Annotated in this window: 16 protein-coding genes; 6 read left to right on the top strand and 10 right to left on the bottom strand. The window is 70.8% G+C overall.

What is annotated here, in order from left to right; translation table 11 throughout:
* Nucleotides 1-580: 580 nt before the first annotated feature.
* The 10 genes from ACFQ3T_RS14315 to mdlC all read right to left on the bottom strand — a co-directional run bounded on the left by ACFQ3T_RS14315 (nucleotide 581) and on the right by mdlC (nucleotide 12,971).
* A complete protein-coding gene (locus ACFQ3T_RS14315) occupies nucleotides 581-1,012 on the bottom strand; it encodes a hypothetical protein (RefSeq protein WP_380723732.1) in 432 nt (143 codons plus the stop codon).
* 41 nt (nucleotides 1,013-1,053) lie between these two features.
* Nucleotides 1,054-2,214 carry a zinc-dependent alcohol dehydrogenase gene (locus tag ACFQ3T_RS14310; RefSeq protein ID WP_380723747.1) on the bottom strand — a complete coding sequence of 387 codons (1,161 nt, stop codon included), beginning with the start codon at nucleotides 2,212-2,214 and terminating at the stop codon, nucleotides 1,054-1,056.
* 5 nt (nucleotides 2,215-2,219) lie between these two features.
* Entirely contained in the window at nucleotides 2,220-2,654 is a 435-nt protein-coding gene (locus ACFQ3T_RS14305; RefSeq protein WP_380723731.1) for a hypothetical protein, read from the bottom strand.
* A gap of 159 nt (nucleotides 2,655-2,813) precedes the next feature.
* Nucleotides 2,814-6,056, bottom strand: coding sequence for a fused isobutyryl-CoA mutase/GTPase IcmF (gene icmF, locus ACFQ3T_RS14300; RefSeq protein ID WP_380723730.1), 3,243 nt, complete (start codon nucleotides 6,054-6,056; stop codon nucleotides 2,814-2,816).
* 93 nt (nucleotides 6,057-6,149) lie between these two features.
* Entirely contained in the window at nucleotides 6,150-7,058 is a 909-nt protein-coding gene (locus ACFQ3T_RS14295; RefSeq protein WP_380723729.1) for a LysR family transcriptional regulator, read from the bottom strand.
* Nucleotides 7,059-7,184: 126 nt separating this feature from the next.
* The gene (locus ACFQ3T_RS14290) at nucleotides 7,185-7,805 is read right to left on the bottom strand and encodes a TetR/AcrR family transcriptional regulator (protein ID WP_380723728.1); all 621 of its coding nucleotides are present in this window, start codon (nucleotides 7,803-7,805) and stop codon (nucleotides 7,185-7,187) included.
* A gap of 108 nt (nucleotides 7,806-7,913) precedes the next feature.
* Nucleotides 7,914-9,116, bottom strand: coding sequence for an IS701 family transposase (locus ACFQ3T_RS14285; RefSeq protein ID WP_380723746.1), 1,203 nt, complete (start codon nucleotides 9,114-9,116; stop codon nucleotides 7,914-7,916).
* 829 nt (nucleotides 9,117-9,945) lie between these two features.
* Nucleotides 9,946-10,743, bottom strand: a complete 798-nt coding sequence (locus ACFQ3T_RS14280; RefSeq protein WP_380723727.1) for a helix-turn-helix transcriptional regulator — start codon at nucleotides 10,741-10,743, stop codon at nucleotides 9,946-9,948.
* A gap of 136 nt (nucleotides 10,744-10,879) precedes the next feature.
* Nucleotides 10,880-11,269: a cupin domain-containing protein gene (locus ACFQ3T_RS14275; RefSeq protein ID WP_380723726.1), complete on the bottom strand. Its 390-nt coding sequence runs from the start codon at nucleotides 11,267-11,269 to the stop codon at nucleotides 10,880-10,882.
* A gap of 49 nt (nucleotides 11,270-11,318) precedes the next feature.
* Complete coding sequence (gene mdlC, locus ACFQ3T_RS14270; RefSeq protein ID WP_380723725.1) at nucleotides 11,319-12,971, bottom strand: benzoylformate decarboxylase; 1,653 nt, start codon at nucleotides 12,969-12,971, stop codon at nucleotides 11,319-11,321.
* A gap of 294 nt (nucleotides 12,972-13,265) precedes the next feature.
* On the opposite strand from mdlC, the gene ACFQ3T_RS14265 reads away from it, so the two are divergent.
* From ACFQ3T_RS14265 to ACFQ3T_RS14240, 6 genes are all read left to right on the top strand, one after another.
* Nucleotides 13,266-14,711: an ankyrin repeat domain-containing protein gene (locus ACFQ3T_RS14265; protein WP_380723724.1), complete on the top strand. Its 1,446-nt coding sequence runs from the start codon at nucleotides 13,266-13,268 to the stop codon at nucleotides 14,709-14,711.
* A 45-nt stretch (nucleotides 14,712-14,756) separates the two neighbouring features.
* Nucleotides 14,757-15,065, top strand: coding sequence for a muconolactone Delta-isomerase family protein (locus ACFQ3T_RS14260; protein WP_077008801.1), 309 nt, complete (start codon nucleotides 14,757-14,759; stop codon nucleotides 15,063-15,065).
* A gap of 10 nt (nucleotides 15,066-15,075) precedes the next feature.
* Complete coding sequence (locus ACFQ3T_RS14255; protein ID WP_380723723.1) at nucleotides 15,076-15,774, top strand: EthD domain-containing protein; 699 nt, start codon at nucleotides 15,076-15,078, stop codon at nucleotides 15,772-15,774.
* 75 nt (nucleotides 15,775-15,849) lie between these two features.
* Nucleotides 15,850-16,269: a nuclear transport factor 2 family protein gene (locus ACFQ3T_RS14250; RefSeq protein WP_380723722.1), complete on the top strand. Its 420-nt coding sequence runs from the start codon at nucleotides 15,850-15,852 to the stop codon at nucleotides 16,267-16,269.
* An 11-nt stretch (nucleotides 16,270-16,280) separates the two neighbouring features.
* Entirely contained in the window at nucleotides 16,281-16,622 is a 342-nt protein-coding gene (locus ACFQ3T_RS14245; RefSeq protein WP_380723721.1) for a bifunctional 3-phenylpropionate/cinnamic acid dioxygenase ferredoxin subunit, read from the top strand.
* On the top strand, nucleotides 16,619-16,964 hold a 346-nt coding region (locus ACFQ3T_RS14240), incomplete at its 3' end, for an FAD-dependent oxidoreductase (RefSeq protein ID WP_380723720.1). The genes ACFQ3T_RS14245 and ACFQ3T_RS14240, both read left to right, overlap by 4 nt.

The following is a 16,964-nucleotide window of genomic DNA, read 5'->3' as shown; positions in this document are numbered from 1 at the left end:
CCGCCGGGCAGGACCGGCGAGGGGGTGATCCGCGTGATGCAACCGCCGCCGGCCCGCGGCCGGATGAGGACCCGGACCCCGCAGAGGCCCGCGCCGCACTGTTCCCCGATCTGTCCCTCGATCGTTTCCTTGGCGGTCTTCGGGGTCGCGCCGAGAAGGGTGTGGTCGTATTTGATCGGACTTCCGGGAACACCCGGCAACGGGGCCCGCCCCGCCGTGCCCGGCTCGGGGTTCCGCTGTTCCGGAGTGGCCTCGCCGGCGCCCGGAACGGCCTCGCCCGGCGGTTCCGCGCCGGCGGTCGGGTCATTTCCCGGTTCCGTCCGGGTGTCCGGCTGACCGGCCGTGACCTGCGGTGACGGCGACCTGGCCGGATCGTCGACGCACCCGGCGGCCACTGTGCAGATGAGGATCACGAATGATCCCGCGACCGACCATCGCATGGGATGTCACCGCCCCTGTTCCTCGCTGCGGTTTCACCCACAAAGAGGTTCGGGAACGCGGCTCGGATACGTCGCGGCGAAAAATCCGCGACCAGACCGGAAACCCGCCTCACGGCGAGGCGGGTTTCCGGGCAGAACGATCAGAACTCGTTGTCGGGCGTCCGGGCGGCACCGGCGACCGAGCCGCCGCCCTCGTCGGCGGACTGCCCGCGGCTCGCGGCCTCGGCGCGCGTCTCGGACTCGATGTCCCCGCCGCTGTCCAGGCTCACCACGCCCTCCTCGGGGATGACCTGGTCGCGGTCCGGCTCCTCCGCCGTCACGTCGGGCTGCTCCTCGCTCAGGCGCTCGTCCAGCGGCCGCGGGTGGGACTCCTCGTACGGCGTCATGCCGTACTTGTCCACGCCGCTCCAGTGCTCCGGCGGGTCCATCCCCGCCTCCAGCGGGTCCTGCCGGAGCCTGTCCTCGTCCAAGTCCTCGGCAGCGCTCAGGCCCGCGGCGTCGGTCTCCACCGCGTCGGGCGATCCCCCGTCGTCCTGGGGCGCTGCGTACCCCTGCAAGTCATCCGAACTCATGCCGGCGGTGTACCCGGTGTGGCGCGGCCGAACCGCTTTCCTCACGGTTGGAAGACCGCACGCACGCAGTCGTCCTCCTTCTCCTTGAACAACCGGTAGCCACGCGCGCCCTCCTCCAGCGGCAGGACGTGGGTGGCCAGGTGGGCGGTCGTCAGCTCACCGGACGCGATGCGGTCGAGCAGCATGGGGATGTAGCGCTGCCCGTGCTGCTGGGCGCCGCGCAGGGTGAGGCCCTTGTTCATCACCGCGCCGAGCGGGAACTTGTCGACGAAACCGCTGAAAACACCGAGCACGAACACCGTTCCGCCCTTGCGGCAGTTGTGGATCGCCTCGCGCACCGCGATCGGCCGGTCCGTTTCCAGCTTCAGCTTGCTCTTGACCTGGTCGTACGCGTGCTGCGGGCCGTAGCTGTGCGCTTCGCAGCCCACGGCCTCGATGCACACGTCCGGGCCTCGGCCACCGGTCATCTCGCGCAGCGCTGCGCCGATGTCGACGTGCTCGTAGTTCAGCGTCTCCAGCCCGAAGACCTGCTCCGCCTGGCGCAGCCGGTAGTCGAACCGGTCGACCACGACGACGCGCTCCGCGCCGAGCAACTGCGCCGAGCGGGCCGCCATCTGACCCACCGCGCCGCTGCCCCAGACCGCGACGACGTCACCCGCCCGCACCCCGCCGAGGTCCGCGCCCATCCACCCGGTGGGCGCCGAGTCGGAGGCGAACACCGCGCTCAGGTCGTCCACCGCGTCCGGGATCGGGATGGCGTTGTAGTCCGCGAACGGCACGCGCACGTACTCGGCGTGGCTGCCCTTGTAGCCGCCCATGGCGTGGGAGTAGCCGAAGATCCCGCCCGGATCGGCGCCCCACAGCGCCTGCGTGATGCCGGGGTTGGTGTTGGTGTTGTCGCAGAGCGACCACAGGTCGTTGCGGCAGTACCAGCACTGCCCGCAGCCGATGAACGACGCCACGACGACCCGGTCGCCGGGCTTGTGGCGGGTCACGTCGGGCCCGACCTCGACCACCTCGCCCATGAACTCGTGGCCGATGACGTCACCGGCCTGCATGAACGGGATGTGCCCGGTGAGCAGGTGCAGGTCCGAACCGCACGCGGTGCTCAGCCGCACCTTCAGGATCAGGTCCCCGCGGTTGAGGATCCTCGGGTCGGGCACGTCCTGCACCCGCACGTCGTTGATGCCTTCCCAGCACATCGCCCTCACAGCCGACCCTCCCCCGCGGACTTGCCGATCACCATGCGCAGCACCTTGCCCGCCGGCCCGGGGTGGGTGGTGGACGGGGTGTCCGGTTCGATGACCGTGCCGGTCTCCAGCACGGACTTGGCCTTCCGCAGCGCCACGCGCAGGTCTTCGCGCGACACCTCGCCGCCGTCCTTCGGCCGTGCCATCACCTCGGTGCCCCGGTCGCCGGGAGCGGTGCGGAAGCGGACGTCGATGCCCTCGCGCAACCGCTGCAACGGGTCCGGCAACGCCTCCGCGCCCGCCACCGCGTCCAGCGGGCGGTCAACCGTCACGGCCAGCCAGTGGTCGGACCGGCCGCGGTGGAGCTCGCGCCGGCGTGCCGTCATCCGCCGGCCCACCGCCACGGCCGCGCCGACTCCCGTGACGGCGATGGCCTTCATCGTTCCGTTCATCGCTGTGCCTCTCGTGGTCGGGAGCCAGCGGATACCCCCGACACGGCGACTAATCCGCGGTTGGTCCGGATTCACCGGCGCGGCCGGTGCGGCGGATCGGAGCGCGGGTCGCGGCCCGGTGACGGCGGCGAGCAGCCGGCCCGCCGCCGTCCGACCACCTCAGACGTTGCGCCGGTACTGGCCGCCCACCTCGAAGAACGCCTCGGTGATCTGGCCCAGCGTGCACACCCGGGCCGCGTCCATGAGCACGTCGAACACGTTCTCCCCGGACGCCGCGGCCTCCTTCAGCCGCCGCAGGGCGGGCTCGGCCTCGGCGGCGTGCGCCGCGGCGAAGGCCCGCGTCCGCTCGACCTGCGACCGCTTCTCCTCCTCGGTCGCACGGGCCAGCTCGATGGACACCTGCTCGCGCTTGCCGTCCTCGGGCAGGAACGTGTTCACGCCGATCAGCGGCAGCGAGCCGTCGTGCTTGCGCTGCTCGTACAGCATCGACTCGTCCTGGATGCGGCCGCGCTGGTAGCCCGTCTCCATCGCGCCGAGCACGCCGCCGCGCTCGGAGAGCCGGTCGAACTCGGCCAGCACGGCCTCCTCGACCAGGTCGGTCAGCTCCTCGATGACGAACGAGCCCTGCAGCGGGTTCTCGTTCGCCGACAGGCCCCACTCCTTGTTGATGATCAGCTGGATGGCCATCGCGCGGCGCACCGACGACTCGGTCGGCGTGGTGATCGCCTCGTCGTAGGCGTTGGTGTGCAGGGAGTTCGTGTTGTCGTAGAGCGCGCACAACGCCTGGAGCGTGGTGCGGATGTCGTTGAAGTCCATCTCCTGCGCGTGCAGCGACCGGCCGGACGTCTGCACGTGGTACTTGAACTTCTGCGACCGCTCGTTGGCGCCGTAGCGGTCCCGCATGGCGATGGCCCAGATGCGCCGCGCCACCCGGCCGATCACGCTGTACTCGGCGTCCATGCCGTTGGAGAAGAAGAACGACAGGTTGGGCGCGAAGTCGTCGACGTCCATGCCGCGCGCCAGGTACGACTCGACGTAGGTGAACCCGTTGGCCAGCGTGAAGGCCAGCTGGCTGATGGGGTTCGCCCCCGCCTCGGCGATGTGGTAGCCCGAGATCGACACCGAGTAGAAGTTGCGGACCTTCTGCCGGATGAACCACTCCTGGATGTCGGCCATCATCCGCAGCGAGAACTCGGTGGAGAAGATGCAGGTGTTCTGCCCCTGGTCCTCCTTGAGGATGTCCGCCTGCACGGTGCCGCGCACGGTGGAGAGCGCCCACGCCCTCAGCTGCGCCGCCTCGTCCTCGGACGGCTCGCGTCCGTGCTCGGCGCGGAACTTGTCGACCTGCTGGTCGATCACCGTGTTGAGGAAGAACGCGAGGATCGTCGGCGCGGGGCCGTTGATGGTCATCGACACCGACGTGCTCGGCGCGGTCAGGTCGAAGCCGTCGTAGAGCGCCTTCATGTCGTCCAGCGTCGCGATGGACACGCCGGACGTGCCGATCTTGCCGTAGACGTCCGGCGGGGTGTCGGGGTCGCGGCCGTAGAGCGTCACCGAGTCGAACGCGGTGGACAGGCGGGTCGCCTCCGAGCCCTTCGACAGGTACTTGAACCGGCGGTTGGTGCGGAACGCGTCGCCCTCGCCCGCGAACATCCGCGCCGGGTCCTCGCCGTCCCGCTTGAACGGGAAGACGCCCGCCGTGTACGGGAAGCGGCCGGGCAGGTTCTCCTTGCGCAGGAACCGCAGCAGCGTGCCGTCGTCGTCGTAGCGCGGCAGCGACACGCGGCGCACCTGGTTGCCGGACAACGTCTCGCGGGTCAGCTTGGTGTGGATCTCCTTGTCCCGCACCTTGACGACCAGCTCGTCGCCGCTGTAGTCCTCCACGACCTGCGGCCACGTGGCCAGCAGCTCGGCCGACACGGCGTCGACCCGCTTCTCCGCGGACTCCAGCAGGGACGTGATCGCCGCCGTGTCGTGCCCGGCGGACTCCAGCTCGGCGCGCGCCGCCCGCAGGTGCGCGGCCCGGCGCACGGCGTCCACGTGCGTCTCGGTGGCGCGGTGGTAGCCGCGGACCGTCTCGGCGATCTCGGCGAGGTACCGGACGCGCGTCGCGGGCACCACGGTCGCCGCCGACGTCGACACCTTGCCCGTCACGACCGGCAGCGCGCCTTCGGCCACGTCCAGCCCGCGCCCGGCCAGCTCGTCGCGCAGGTGCTGGTACAGGGCGGTCACGCCGTCGTCGTTGAACGTCGCCGCGGACGTGCCGAAGACCGGCATGTCCTCCCACGACGCCCCGAACGCCTCCCGGTTGCGGACGAGCTGGCGGGCCACGTCGCGGCGGGCGTCCTCCGCGCCGCGGCGCTCGAACTTGTTGATCGCCACCGCGTCGGCGTAGTCCAGCATGTCGATCTTCTCCAGCTGCGACGCGGCGCCGAACTCCGGCGTCATCACGTACAGCGAGAGGTCGACGAACGGCACGATCGCCGCGTCGCCCTGGCCGATGCCGGGCGTCTCCACGACGACCAGGTCGAACCCGGCCGCCCGGCACGCCAGGATCGCGTCGCCGAGGCCGTCCGGGACCTCCGAGCCCGCCCGGCGGGTGGCCAGGGAGCGGAAGTACACCCGGTCGCCGTCGAGGCAGTTCATCCGGATGCGGTCGCCGAGCAGCGCGCCGCCGCCGCGGCGGCGGGTGGGGTCGACGGCCAGCACGGCGATCCGCAGCTTGTCCTGCTGGTCGAGCCGGAACCGGCGGACCAGCTCGTCGGTCAGCGAGGACTTGCCGGAGCCGCCGGTGCCGGTGATGCCCAGCACCGGGGCGGTCGTGGACGCGGCGGCGGCCACCATTCGCTCGCGCACGTCGGCGGGCAGCGCGCCGGCCTCGATGAGCGTGATGGCGCGGGCCAGGACGTCCTCGCTGCCGGTGAACAGGCCGTCCCACGACGACGGCGCGCGCTCGGCCAGCGGGTGGTCGCACGCCTCCACCATCGTGTTGATCATGCGGGCGAGGCCGAGCTCCTGGCCGTCGGCCGGGGAGAAGATGCGCGCGACGCCGCGCGAGTGCAGCAGCTCGATCTCCTCGGGCACGATGACGCCGCCACCGCCGCCGAAGACCTTGATGTGCCCGGCGCCGCGCTCGTTCAGCAGCTCCACCAGGTAGCTGAAGTACTCGACGTGGCCGCCCTGGTAGGCGCTGATGGCGATGCCCTGGACGTCCTCCTGCACGGCCGCGGCGACGACCTCGCGCACGGACCGGTTGTGGCCGAGGTGCACGACCTCGGCGCCCTGCGCCTGGAGGATGCGGCGCATGATGTTGATCGCGGCGTCGTGCCCGTCGAACAGGCTGGCCGCGGTGACGAAGCGGACCGGGTGTTGCGGCGCGTGCAGCGGGCTGGCGGCGGTCACGACGGCTCCTTCGGCATCGAGGACTCCCACCAGATTACTAGGACATCCAACTATCGGACGTCAGGGCCGACTGTGTGCCGGATCACCCGCCGCTCACGCCCCGGCGGCCGGCGCCCGGCACAGGCAGCTCGCGCACGCCTCCACGAACACGCGGACGGCGGGCCGCTGGTCGCCCGTGCGCCACACCACGGCCAGCGAGCTGGGCGACAGGCCCGTCACGGGCCGGTAGACCACGTCGTCCAGCGGGTTGGCCTCGGCGTTGCCCGCCGACACCAGGACCACGCCCAGGCCCGACCCCACGGCCTCGAACACCTCGTCCGACGTCGCCGCCTCCGCCACGACCCGCGCGGGGCGGCTGCGGTGGTCCAGGGCCAGCCAGAAGTCGCGCAGCGGGCCCGCGTCCGCCGGCAGGGCGATGAACGGCTCGTCAGCCAGTTCCGCGAACGCCACCTCGGCGTGCGCGGCGAGCCGGTGCCGCCGGGGCAGGGCGACCCACCGGTCCTCGTTCGCCACCACGCGCCACGACAGCTCGCCCGAATCGGGCACCGGGAGCCACGCCACGGCCACGTCGACCTCGCCGTCGCGCAACCCCGCCGTCGGGTCGTTCCAGGGCACCTGGCGGAACTGGAGCCGCCAGCCGGGCAGCAGCTCCGCCATGCGCTCGGTCACCGACGGGATGAGGCCGCGGCCGATGCGGGTCTGGAAGCCGACGCGCAACGCCGGTTCGGGGCCCGCCGCCGCGAGCACCAGGGCCCGCCGCGTGTTGTCCCACTCCTCCACCAGCGCGCGGGCGCGCGGCAGCAGGTCGTGGCCGGCGGGCGTCAGCACCACCGTCCGCTTGTCGCGCTCGAAGAGCTTGACCCGCAGTGACGATTCGAGCTGGCGGATCTGCTTGCTCAGGGCCGGCTGCGAGATGAACAGCCGTTCCCGGGCAGCCCTCGTGAAGCTGAGTTCTTCGGCGACCGCGACGAAGTACCGCAGATCACGGACATGGACGTCCATAACCAGGGGTTATATCACCGGATCTTGGACGAACGACAGGCGTCGGGCCACGATGGGTACGTGGAACCAGGCCCGCCTTCCCCAGGGGTGGGCCCCGGCTCCTCAGCGCCGCCGACCCCGCACAGGTCAGGCCGGCGCGGGAGCGCCTCGCCGGGCCTCCGCCCCGACCGCGTCCTCGGACGCGCGGTCGGGCAGGAGGAGTTCCACGAGGTCACGCGCCTGTCGGGCCGGCCCGTCGATGCCGAGCGCCTGCACGGACGCGTAGACGCCCTCCATGACCAGCGCCAGCTGGTCGGCGAGCGCGTCCGGTTCGGCCACGCCCAGCTGCCCGGCCAGCTCGCCGAACCGGGCGCGCATCCACGCCTTCGTGGCCACCGCGTTGCGGTGCGCCGGCAGTTCGGGGTCGGGGAACTCGGCCAGGGCCATGAGGAACGGGCAGCCGCGGCAGACCGCGGGGTCCACCTGGACGATCAGCTCGTCGAACGCGGCGAGGATGCGGTCCCGGGGGTCCCGGCCGTCGTCCTTCGTCGCTTCGGAGAACCACGCGCGGTAGTAGTGGTCGGCGCGCTCGACGTAGGCGCCGACGAGGTCGTCCTTGGACCGGAACAGCCGGTACAGGGTGGTCGGGGCGACGCCCGCCTCCGCCGCGACGCGGTCGACGCCGATCGCGTGGATGCCGTTCCAGTAGAACAGCTCGTGGGCGATGCCGAGCACGTGCTCGCGGGTCTGCGCGGCGGAACGGCGCACGGCGACCTCCGGGTGCGGTTCGTTCGGGATCGTTCCCTGTCGTCGCCACCCAAACTAGCACCGCCGCTGCCGGGGAAGTGGAACGACGCTGGTCCACTCCCCCGTCCGTCACGCGTGCGGCCGCAGCAGCCGTTCTTCGCGGTAGCCCGCGCGCTCGGTGCCCTTCAGCAGGCCGTACGCGTGGGCGGCGGACACCAGCGTGACGTGGTGGTGCCAGCCCTGGAACGACCTGCCCTCGAAGTGGCGCAGCCCGAACTCCTCGGTCAGCCGGGTCACCTGGCCCTCGACCTCGCCGCGCACGCGCAGCAGGCCCACCAGCTCCCGGATGCCGCCCGCGCCGAGGTTGGTCGTCCAGACCGCCCGCGGCCGGGCCTGGCCCGCGGGCCACTCGGCGACGACGTGGCGCAGCCTCGGCACGCGGCCGGGCCTGCCGTCCGGCGCCGCGGCCTGGCCCATGAGGGTCGCGACCACGAAGTCGGACGTGGTGACGGCGCCGGTGGCCTCGTCCCGCCAGGACAGCGTGGTCCGGCCGCGCCGGGCCGCCGCCGCCACCAGCTGGCCGATGGTGCGCGGCTGGTTCTGCGCGCCGACCAGGTTGACCGGCAGCACGGGCGTGCTCGTGGAGACCTGGGCCAGGTAGCCCATCCCCCGCTCTTCGAGGCCGCCGAGCAGCGGGAACACGCTCTGGTCGCTGCTGAGGTCGACGACGACCGGGGCGGCGGGCAACCCCCAGTTGCCCGTCATCTCGTCGAAGGCGTCCAGCAGGTACTGCCACGCCGGCTTGGACCGCTCGTCGTCGGGCACGCGGGTCTTCGCGCGCCGTTCCACGTCGGTGTCCCACGCCTTCGGCATGACCAGCCGCCAGTTGACCGGGACGGCGCCCGGGTCGCCCGCCAGGAACACGCCGAACGCGCGCTGGCAGTTGAGCATCCGGCCGGCGGTCGGCGCGTACTGCCGGGCCACCGCGACGGAGTTGTCGCCGTTCTTCGGGAACACGACCTCCCGCACGACCCACGCCCGGGGGCGCATGGCCTGGTTGGCCTGCTCGGCCAACCGCCGGCGCACCGGAGCCCACGCCCACGGGCTCTGGTTCACGAACTGCTGCAACGACTGGTCGGCGTCCCGGCCGACGACCAGCTCCGAGATCCGCCGGATCGACTTGCGACCCGGTACGACGAGCAGGCCCCTGACGTAGGCCTCGGCCCAGCGGCGCTGGTCGGACCTCCCCAGCGTCACGAACAGCTCGTCGCAGAACTCGGACAGAGTAGATAAGTCGGAAGGATCAGCCCCAGCTGACGCCTCTTCGTACATGTGCACGGATCGTTCCCCTCCAGCATTCGGACAGCCGCAAGGCAAGCCTTGCGGGGCTCGTCTTGTCACACTTCGTCTGAGCAAGGCACAGCACATTCCGAAGGAGATCTTCGCGACATCACCGATTTCCGCCCGCCGTGCGGCCGAACTCACCGCGACCCGGTGACCCCAGTGCCACCGGCCCTGCGTTTCCCCACGGCGGGGGAGCCCCCCGTCAAGATCGCCCCAGTTCCCCAGAAACCGGCCCGCACTGGCCGGTGTCCACGGATCGGGTACCCGCCCCGTGGACGATCACAGATTTTCAAGCTACCGGACGAATGTCTAGACTTGACTTGTGGTGGCATTCCCAGTTCCAGCACTCGACACGGACTTCCGAACCCGAGATTGATCCGTTCGGCACGCACAACTACGTCGAGCGGGCCACCTTCGTCGCGTAACCGCGCCGAAACGGACATTTAGCCGCGTCCCGCGGACGGGACCGGAACTAATACAACTTGCAACTTTCCCGATTTTAACGAATCGGGTTCATCTTTCCACGGGCCCGGCACGTGAAGCCGGACGCCCGTCCCCGAGTGAACGTCCGCGCGGTGATGTCGCGCGGACCGCGGGGACGCCGGCGCCACGCGCCACACCCTTCATGACGGCAGTCGTGGGCACCGGCTCTCCTTCGTTCCCCTGTGCTGCTCGGCCAACCGCGATGCGCAGTCGACGCTATCGAGATCCTGTGACGCAAGCATTAATCCACAACCGCGGCGGCAGGGCCGGTGATCGTACGCATCAGCTTTCCCGATGGCGGGACGGAGAGCCCGTGTACTTCGTCAAGTCGGGCTCACCCGGCGAGGTGCAGGACCACCCCGGCCGAGTCGAACTCCGGCGAGTCGAGCGGCACGAGGCGCAATTCCCGCACGCCGAGCTCGGGGTGCCGGAACCGACACGTCCGGGAACGGCGTTCGCGGACGATCTGCTCATCCCACCACTGCCGGAACTGCGGACTGGCTTCGGCCATCTCCCGGGCGCGCCGCGCGAACTCCTCGTCGCCCGGCCACTTCGCCGCCTCCGCCCGCCAGGCCGCCACCGCGTCGCGCGCCTCGCGTTCCCAGTCCGGCAGGCGCAGCCGCGCCACCGGCGACGTCAGCAGCCACACCACGACGTTGCGCTCGCGCTCCGGCAGCCGGTCCCAGTCGTCGTACCAGCGGGTGGACGCGGGATTCCAGGCCAGGAGGTCGCCGTGCCTGCTCACCCCGAACAGGGGGTACGGGTGCTCCTCCGCGGCCGCCACCACGTGCTTGATCAGGTCGGCCGACGACGACTCGCCCGACAGCGGCAGCGGCTCCGCGACGTGCCCGTACGCCAGGGTGTGCACGTACCGGCGCTCGTCCTCGGTGAGGCACAGGACGCGCGCGAGGCTGTCCACCACCTCACGCGACGGCCTGATGTCCCGGCCCTGTTCGAGGTAGGTGTACCAGGTCGGGCTGACCCCGGCGAGCACGGCCACCTCGTCCCGGCGCAGCCCGAGCGACCGCCGGCGCGGACCCGTCGGGAACCCGACGTCCGCGGGGTGGAGCCGTTCCCTGTGGCTGCGCAGGAACCGGCCCAGCTCGTCGCGACTGCTGCTGCTCGACTTCACCTGTTGCTCCTCCCCCGACGGCGCCCCGCGTGCCCGGCGCGGGGCCGCGAAAACGGGGGCGGACAGCGCGAAACCCCCACGGGTTCCGTTTCTGATCTCGAAACGCCGTGAGGGCTCCGTCGGACATGCTCAGCGATTAGCTGGTGTGGTTGTACTGGTAGGACGAGTCCGCCGCGTGATCCGCGGGGAATTCCGTCACCACCTTGTCGGTCACGTGGATGTTCACCATCCGCGCGTTGCCCGGCCCGAGGTTCGTGAACGCGTGCGGCACGCCGGTGCGGACGATGAGCACGTCCTCGGGGCCCGCTTCGCGGACCTCGCCGTCGGCCTCGACGCTGACCCGGCCCTCGATGATGATGAAGATCTCGTCGTAGGGGTGGCTGTGCCGGCGCGGGCCCTTCCCGACGGCCACGTCGACGATGAACGCCGACGACGTGGTGCCGTGCGCGCTGCCGTCGAAGATGTGGGCAGCCACCTCACCGTCGATCTGCACGGTGGGCAGGCTGTCCTTCTTCACGACCTCCATGTGGTGCTCCTTCTTTCCGGTGGGGTCGACTTCCCGGTGGTCCGGCGGTTCAGAGCCGGAACAGGCCGGGGTCCGACACGACGACGTCCAGCAGGACGGGACCGTCGGCGGTCAGCGCCTTGCGCAGTGCAGCCTGCAGCTGCTCGGGGGTCTCCACGCGCTCGCCCGAGATGCCGAAACCGCGGGCCAGGCCCGCCATGTCGACGCCGCTCAGGTCCCAGCCCTCCTGCCAGGCCTTCTGGCTGGTGTCGTCGAGGTAGTACTTCAGCGACAGGTAGCCGGAGTTGTTCGGGATCACGAAGGTCACCGGCAGGTTGTACTTACCGGCCGTCCACAGCGCCTGGATCGTGTACTGCGCCGAGCCCTCGCCGACCACGACCACGGTCCGCACGTCGGGCCGGGCCACGGCGTAGCCGACGGCGCCCGCGAACGGGAAGCCGAGCGCGCCGGAGGCGGTGGCGTAGTAGCCGTTGTCCGGGCCGAGCGGGATCTGCTCGTGGAACGGCGCGCGGCCGATCGGCAGCTCCTCGAACACCTGCGCGTCCGTGGGCAGCTCCTGCGACAGCACGTGGAACAGGTACGGCTCGGTGATCGGGGTGGACGCCTCGGGGGTGGGGATGGGCTCGCTCAGCGGCGGCAGCGCGAGGCGCTGGCGCTGCGGGAGCAGCGACACCAGGCCGCGCACGAACGCCGCGGGCGGGGTGACGTAGGCGGAGCCGGCCATGGACCAGGCGGCGGCCTCGGGGTCGTCGGTGATGTGGATGAAGTTGGTGTTCTCGGGCAGCTTCGGCGCGTCGCTGGTGTCCACCGGGGCGGGCGCGGTGGAGAACAGGTCCGCGGTGGTGAACAGGGTGAACGTGGGGCTGCCCAGCACGATGACCACGTCGTGGTCGGCGAGCTTGGCGTTGATCAGCTCGGGCAGGGGCGCGAGCACGCCGCCGAACAGCGGGTGGTTCTCCGGGAACGCGCCGCGCGGCCACACCGGGCTGCCGTAGACGCGGGCGTTGAGCCGCTCGGCCATCTTGATCAGGTCGCGGCGGGCGCCGCCGATCTCCACGCCGGGGCCGGCCACGATGGCCGGGTTGGCGGCGGAGTTCAGCGCGTCCGCCACGTCGGCGAGCACCTGCGGGTCGGGCACGACGGCGGCCTGGACCAGCCGCGTCTTGTAGGGGGTGGAGTTGGCCGGGCGGATCCAGTCGTCCTCCGGCACGCCGACGTACACCGGGCCCTGGGGCGCCTGCTTGGCGATGTGGTACGCCTTCTCGATCAGCGCGGGCACGTCCTGCGGGCGGGCCGCCTCCGCCGCCCACTTGATGTACGGCTGGGGCAGCTGCGTGGCGCTGGGCGCGTTGAGGAACGGCGCGCCCTGCTGGAGCTTGCGGGCCTGGAGGCCGCCGATGATCACCATCGGGGTGTGCGCGCTGGCCGCGGTGTAGATGGAACCCATCGCGTTGCCGGTGCCGGGACCGCCGTTGATCACGACGAGGGACGGCTCGCCGGTGGCCTGGGCGTAGCCGTCGGCCATGCCGACGACGGTCGCCTCCTGCAGGCCCATGATGAACCGGAAGTCGTCCGGCCACTGCTCGAACAGCTTCATCTCGGTGTGGCTGGGATTGCTGAAAACGGTCGTGAGACCGAGTTGCCGGAATACCTCCAGCGTGTCTTCCCGAACGGTGCGGGAATTCGTGCCATCCGCGCTCACGGTCAACTCACTCCTGTAGTGGGTTCGACGACGATTTCTGCCGACTGTGGTCGCAATGCTGCGACCGGCGCACGCCGTGCGACAAGGCAAGTGCCGTGGTCAGAAGGCACTTCGTGAGCTGTCGTGGTGACCTCACGCAGTCATGCCGGGCGCTCTGACGCGCCTTGTCGGCGCATCGGGCACGTGAACTACTGAATGCGCGCCCGGCACCTCGACGGCGGGCAACCGATGCGACGGATCGTCATTTCACCACAGCCGCGGCGCGGGATGGAACACGAGCAGTGAGGATGCGCGATGAGCAGTGAGCGGACCCGCCAGGTGGTGGAGAAGTACTTCACCGACCTGGAACGGGGAGACTTGGATTCGGCGCTGTCGGCGCTGTCCCACACCATCGACTTCGAGCTGCCGGTCGACCGGTGGAACGAGGTCATCCCCTACCTCGGCCGCCACGTCGGCCTGCCGGCCGTGCGCCGGGCCTTCGCGGTGCGCGGCGAGACCACCGAAGTGCTGGACTACGCCCTGCGGGACCTCCGGGCCGAGGGCAACACGGCGTACGCGGTGATCTACACCCGGGCGGCGCACACCCGGACCCGCCAGGAGTTCGAGATCGAGGACGTGCACAAGCTCGTCGTCGACGACGGCGGCCGGATCGTGTCGTGGAAGGTCTACTTCGACCCGAACACCGAGGTCGCGGCGTTCAACGCCGACCGCGAGGAGCGGTTGATCGCGGCGTGCTGGGCCGGCGACCGCGAGACCGTGGCGGAGCTGCTGCGGTTCGGCGCCGACGTCAACCACCGCGACCCGGCGAGCGGCCTGACGCCGTTGCTGATCGCGGCCGGTCGGGCGGACGCCGACCTGACCCGTCAGCTGCTCGCGGCGGGCGCGGACGTGTACGCCGTCGACAGCGGCGGCGGCGCGACGGCGCTGCACAAGGCGTGCCAGGGCGGCGAGCTGGCCGTGGTGGAGGCGCTGGTCGAGGCAGGCGCGTTCATCGACGCGGTCACCCCGAACACCGGCCACACGCCGGTGATGGACGCGGTGTGGTTCAAGAACCCGGAGATCGCGAAGTACCTGCTGGACCGCGGCGCGGGCCTGAACATGAGCACGCACTACGGGTTCTCGTTGCAGCAGCACTTCGAGTACGAGCTGAACGTCAACACGATGGGCAAGGACAAGATCCTCCTGGCCCACCAGTACATCCAGGAGCGCCAGGCGTCCGACGAGCGCCGTGCCGCCGACCAGCTGCTCATGGCCGCGGTCACGCAGGGCGATGTCGAGGGCGTGCGCAAGCTGCTGGGTGACGGCGCCAAGGTCGACGAGCGGTTCCCGATCGTCAACGGCTTCAACGACGCCCACACGCCGCTGCTGGTCGCGGCGCGGGACGGGCACACCGAGATCGCCCGGCTCCTGCTGGAGGCGGGCGCGGACGTCAACGCCACCGAGCCGACGTTCGGCGCGGTGCCGCTGCACAAGTCCGTCTACAACGGACACGTCGAGCTGACCCGGCTGATCGCGGGCTGGCCCGGTGTCGACCTCGACTTCCAGGGCGCCACCAACGGCTACACCCCGCTGCACGACGCCCTGTGGCACGGGTACGAGGAGTGCTCCCGGATCGTCATCGACGCCGGGGCGCGCCTGGACCTCGTCGGCCACGACGGCAAGACGCCGCTGGCGCTGGCGATCGTGGAGTTCGGCGCCGACCACCCGTTGACCGAGCTGATCCGAGCCAAGGTCAGCTGACCCCCACGTCGGCCTCGCCGACGGTCAGACCGAGGAGTACCGGCAATGCTGTTCTACGTCCAGATGAAGTGGAACCACGAGGGCCGCATCACGCTCGACGAGCTGTGGGAGATCGAGCAGGAGGAGGCGGAGCACGCCCAGGAGACGCTCGACTCCGGGTTCGCCGTCGGCCTGTGGAAGGTGGCCGCGCAGAAGCGGGTCATCGGCATCATCGACGCCCCCAACGCGGAGGAGCTGGACCGCACCGCGCTGGGCCGGCTGCCGATGCGCGAGTACCTGGAGTTCGAAGAGGTGTGGCCGCTGCGCGACTACCTCGGGTTCGCCGAAGACGTCATCAAGCGCTACAAGGTCTGAGGGGTAACGAATGATCCACCAGCTGATCTTCGCCGCGCCCAAGCCGGGCATGACGGTGGAGGAGTTCCAGCGCTACTGGGTCGAGGTGCACGCGGTGCAGTACGCCGCGAAGATCCCGCAGATCCGGAAGTACATGATCGACACCACCTTCGACGCCGGTGTCGACCTCGGCAACGGCGACCCGAAGTGGCAGGGCGTGGCCGAGATCTGGCTGCGCCCCGAGGAGCAGATCGCCTCGCTGCAGACCGAGGAGTTCCTGCAGGGCGCCCGGCTGGACGAGCCGAACTGGGCCGCGTTCTGGCAGACCCTGGTCCTGGACACCGACGCGCACGAGCTGAAGTCGGGCCCGGCGCTGTTCAAGGGCCAGAACTGGGTCAAGCTGATGATCCTGGTCAAGCGCAAGGAAGGCGTCTCCCTCGAGGACTTCCGCAACTACAGCCTGCACCAGCACGGCGAGCTGGGCCTGAAGCTGCCGGGCCTGCGCCGGTACATCCAGGGCCACACCGTGGACGGCTGGTACGGCATCGGCGAGCCCACGCTCGACGCGGCGTACCAGCTGTGGTTCGACGACGTGGAGGCCCTGCGCGACGCGCTGGAGTCGCCGGAGTACAAGCAGCTGACGGAGGACTTCGAGGCGTTCGTCAACACGCGGTACGTCCACCGGCTGGTCACCCGCGAGCACTGGATCCTCGGTCCCGAGGCCCGGTAGCCCGTTCCGAGACGACGCCGCCTCGTGCGCGGGAACGCCACGGGGCGGCGTCCACTGTGGAGAGAAGGAGACGCCATGGCCGGGTTGAGCCGCAACGTGCAGGCGGTGCACGACTTCCTCAGGTTGTTGGAGGAGAAGGACATCGACTCGTGGATCGAGTTGTGGGCCGAGGGCGCGGACCACTACTACCCGTTCGGCACGAAGATGTTCCCCCGCCACATCGTCGGCAAGACGGCCGTCTACTCGCGGTGGAAGGACACCCCGGACCTGTTCGAGTCCTGGGAGTTCCCGATCACCGACACGTGGGAGGACGGCGACACCGTCATCGCCCGCTTCGACGGCAACTGCCTGCTGAAGGGCGGCAAGCGGTACCGCAACACGTACCTGTCGATCTTCAAGTTCACCGACGCCGGACAGATCTACGAGTACCACGAGTTCTTCGACCCGATCATCGCGGCCGAGGAGTTCGGGCTCGCGGACATCAACTACACCTGATAGGAGGAACGGTGGCCGAGTCGCGAACCTCCGGTCGCGTGCTGGTGTGCCGGGTCGAGGACCTGCCCGACGGCGAGGCGGTGCGGGTGCCCGCCGAGGAGGCGGGGACGGAGGACGCCGTCGCGGTCTTCAACGACGGCGGGCGCCTCTTCGCGTTGAACGACACCTGCACGCACGCCAGGGCATCGCTGTCCGACGGCTGGGTGCAGGACGGGCACGTCGAGTGCCCGTTGCACGGCGGCGCGTTCTGCCTGCGCACGGGCGAGGCGGTCGGCGCGCCCGCGTCCGCGGACGCCACCACGCACGGGGTGGAGGTGCACGAGGGCGCGATCTACCTGCTCCCCCGCCCGTGAGCGGCGCGGACGGCACGCCGGTGCCCGGCCGCGTCGTCGTGATCGGCGCGGGCCTGGCGGGCGTGAGCGCGATCGAGGAGCTGCGCGCGTCCGGCTACGACGGCCGCGTGGTGCTCGTCGGCGCGGAGGACCAGCTGCCGTACGACCGGCCGCCGTTGAGCAAGGACGTGCTGCAGGGCAAGGCCGGTGCGCCGGAGGTCCGGCTGCACCCCGAAGCCTGGTACGCCGAGCACGGCGTGGAGCTGCGGCTGGGCGTGGCGGCGCGCGAGATCCGGACCGGTGAGGGCCTGGTGGTGCTGGGCGACGGCTCGGCCGAGCGCGACGACGCCGTGCTGCTGGCCA

The sequence above is a fragment of the Saccharothrix hoggarensis genome (assembly GCF_042678885.1).
Taxonomy (GTDB): domain Bacteria; phylum Actinomycetota; class Actinomycetes; order Mycobacteriales; family Pseudonocardiaceae; genus Actinosynnema; species Actinosynnema hoggarensis.
Note: the sequence above shows the minus strand (reverse complement) of the source record. Positions and strands in the feature narration are given on the sequence as shown.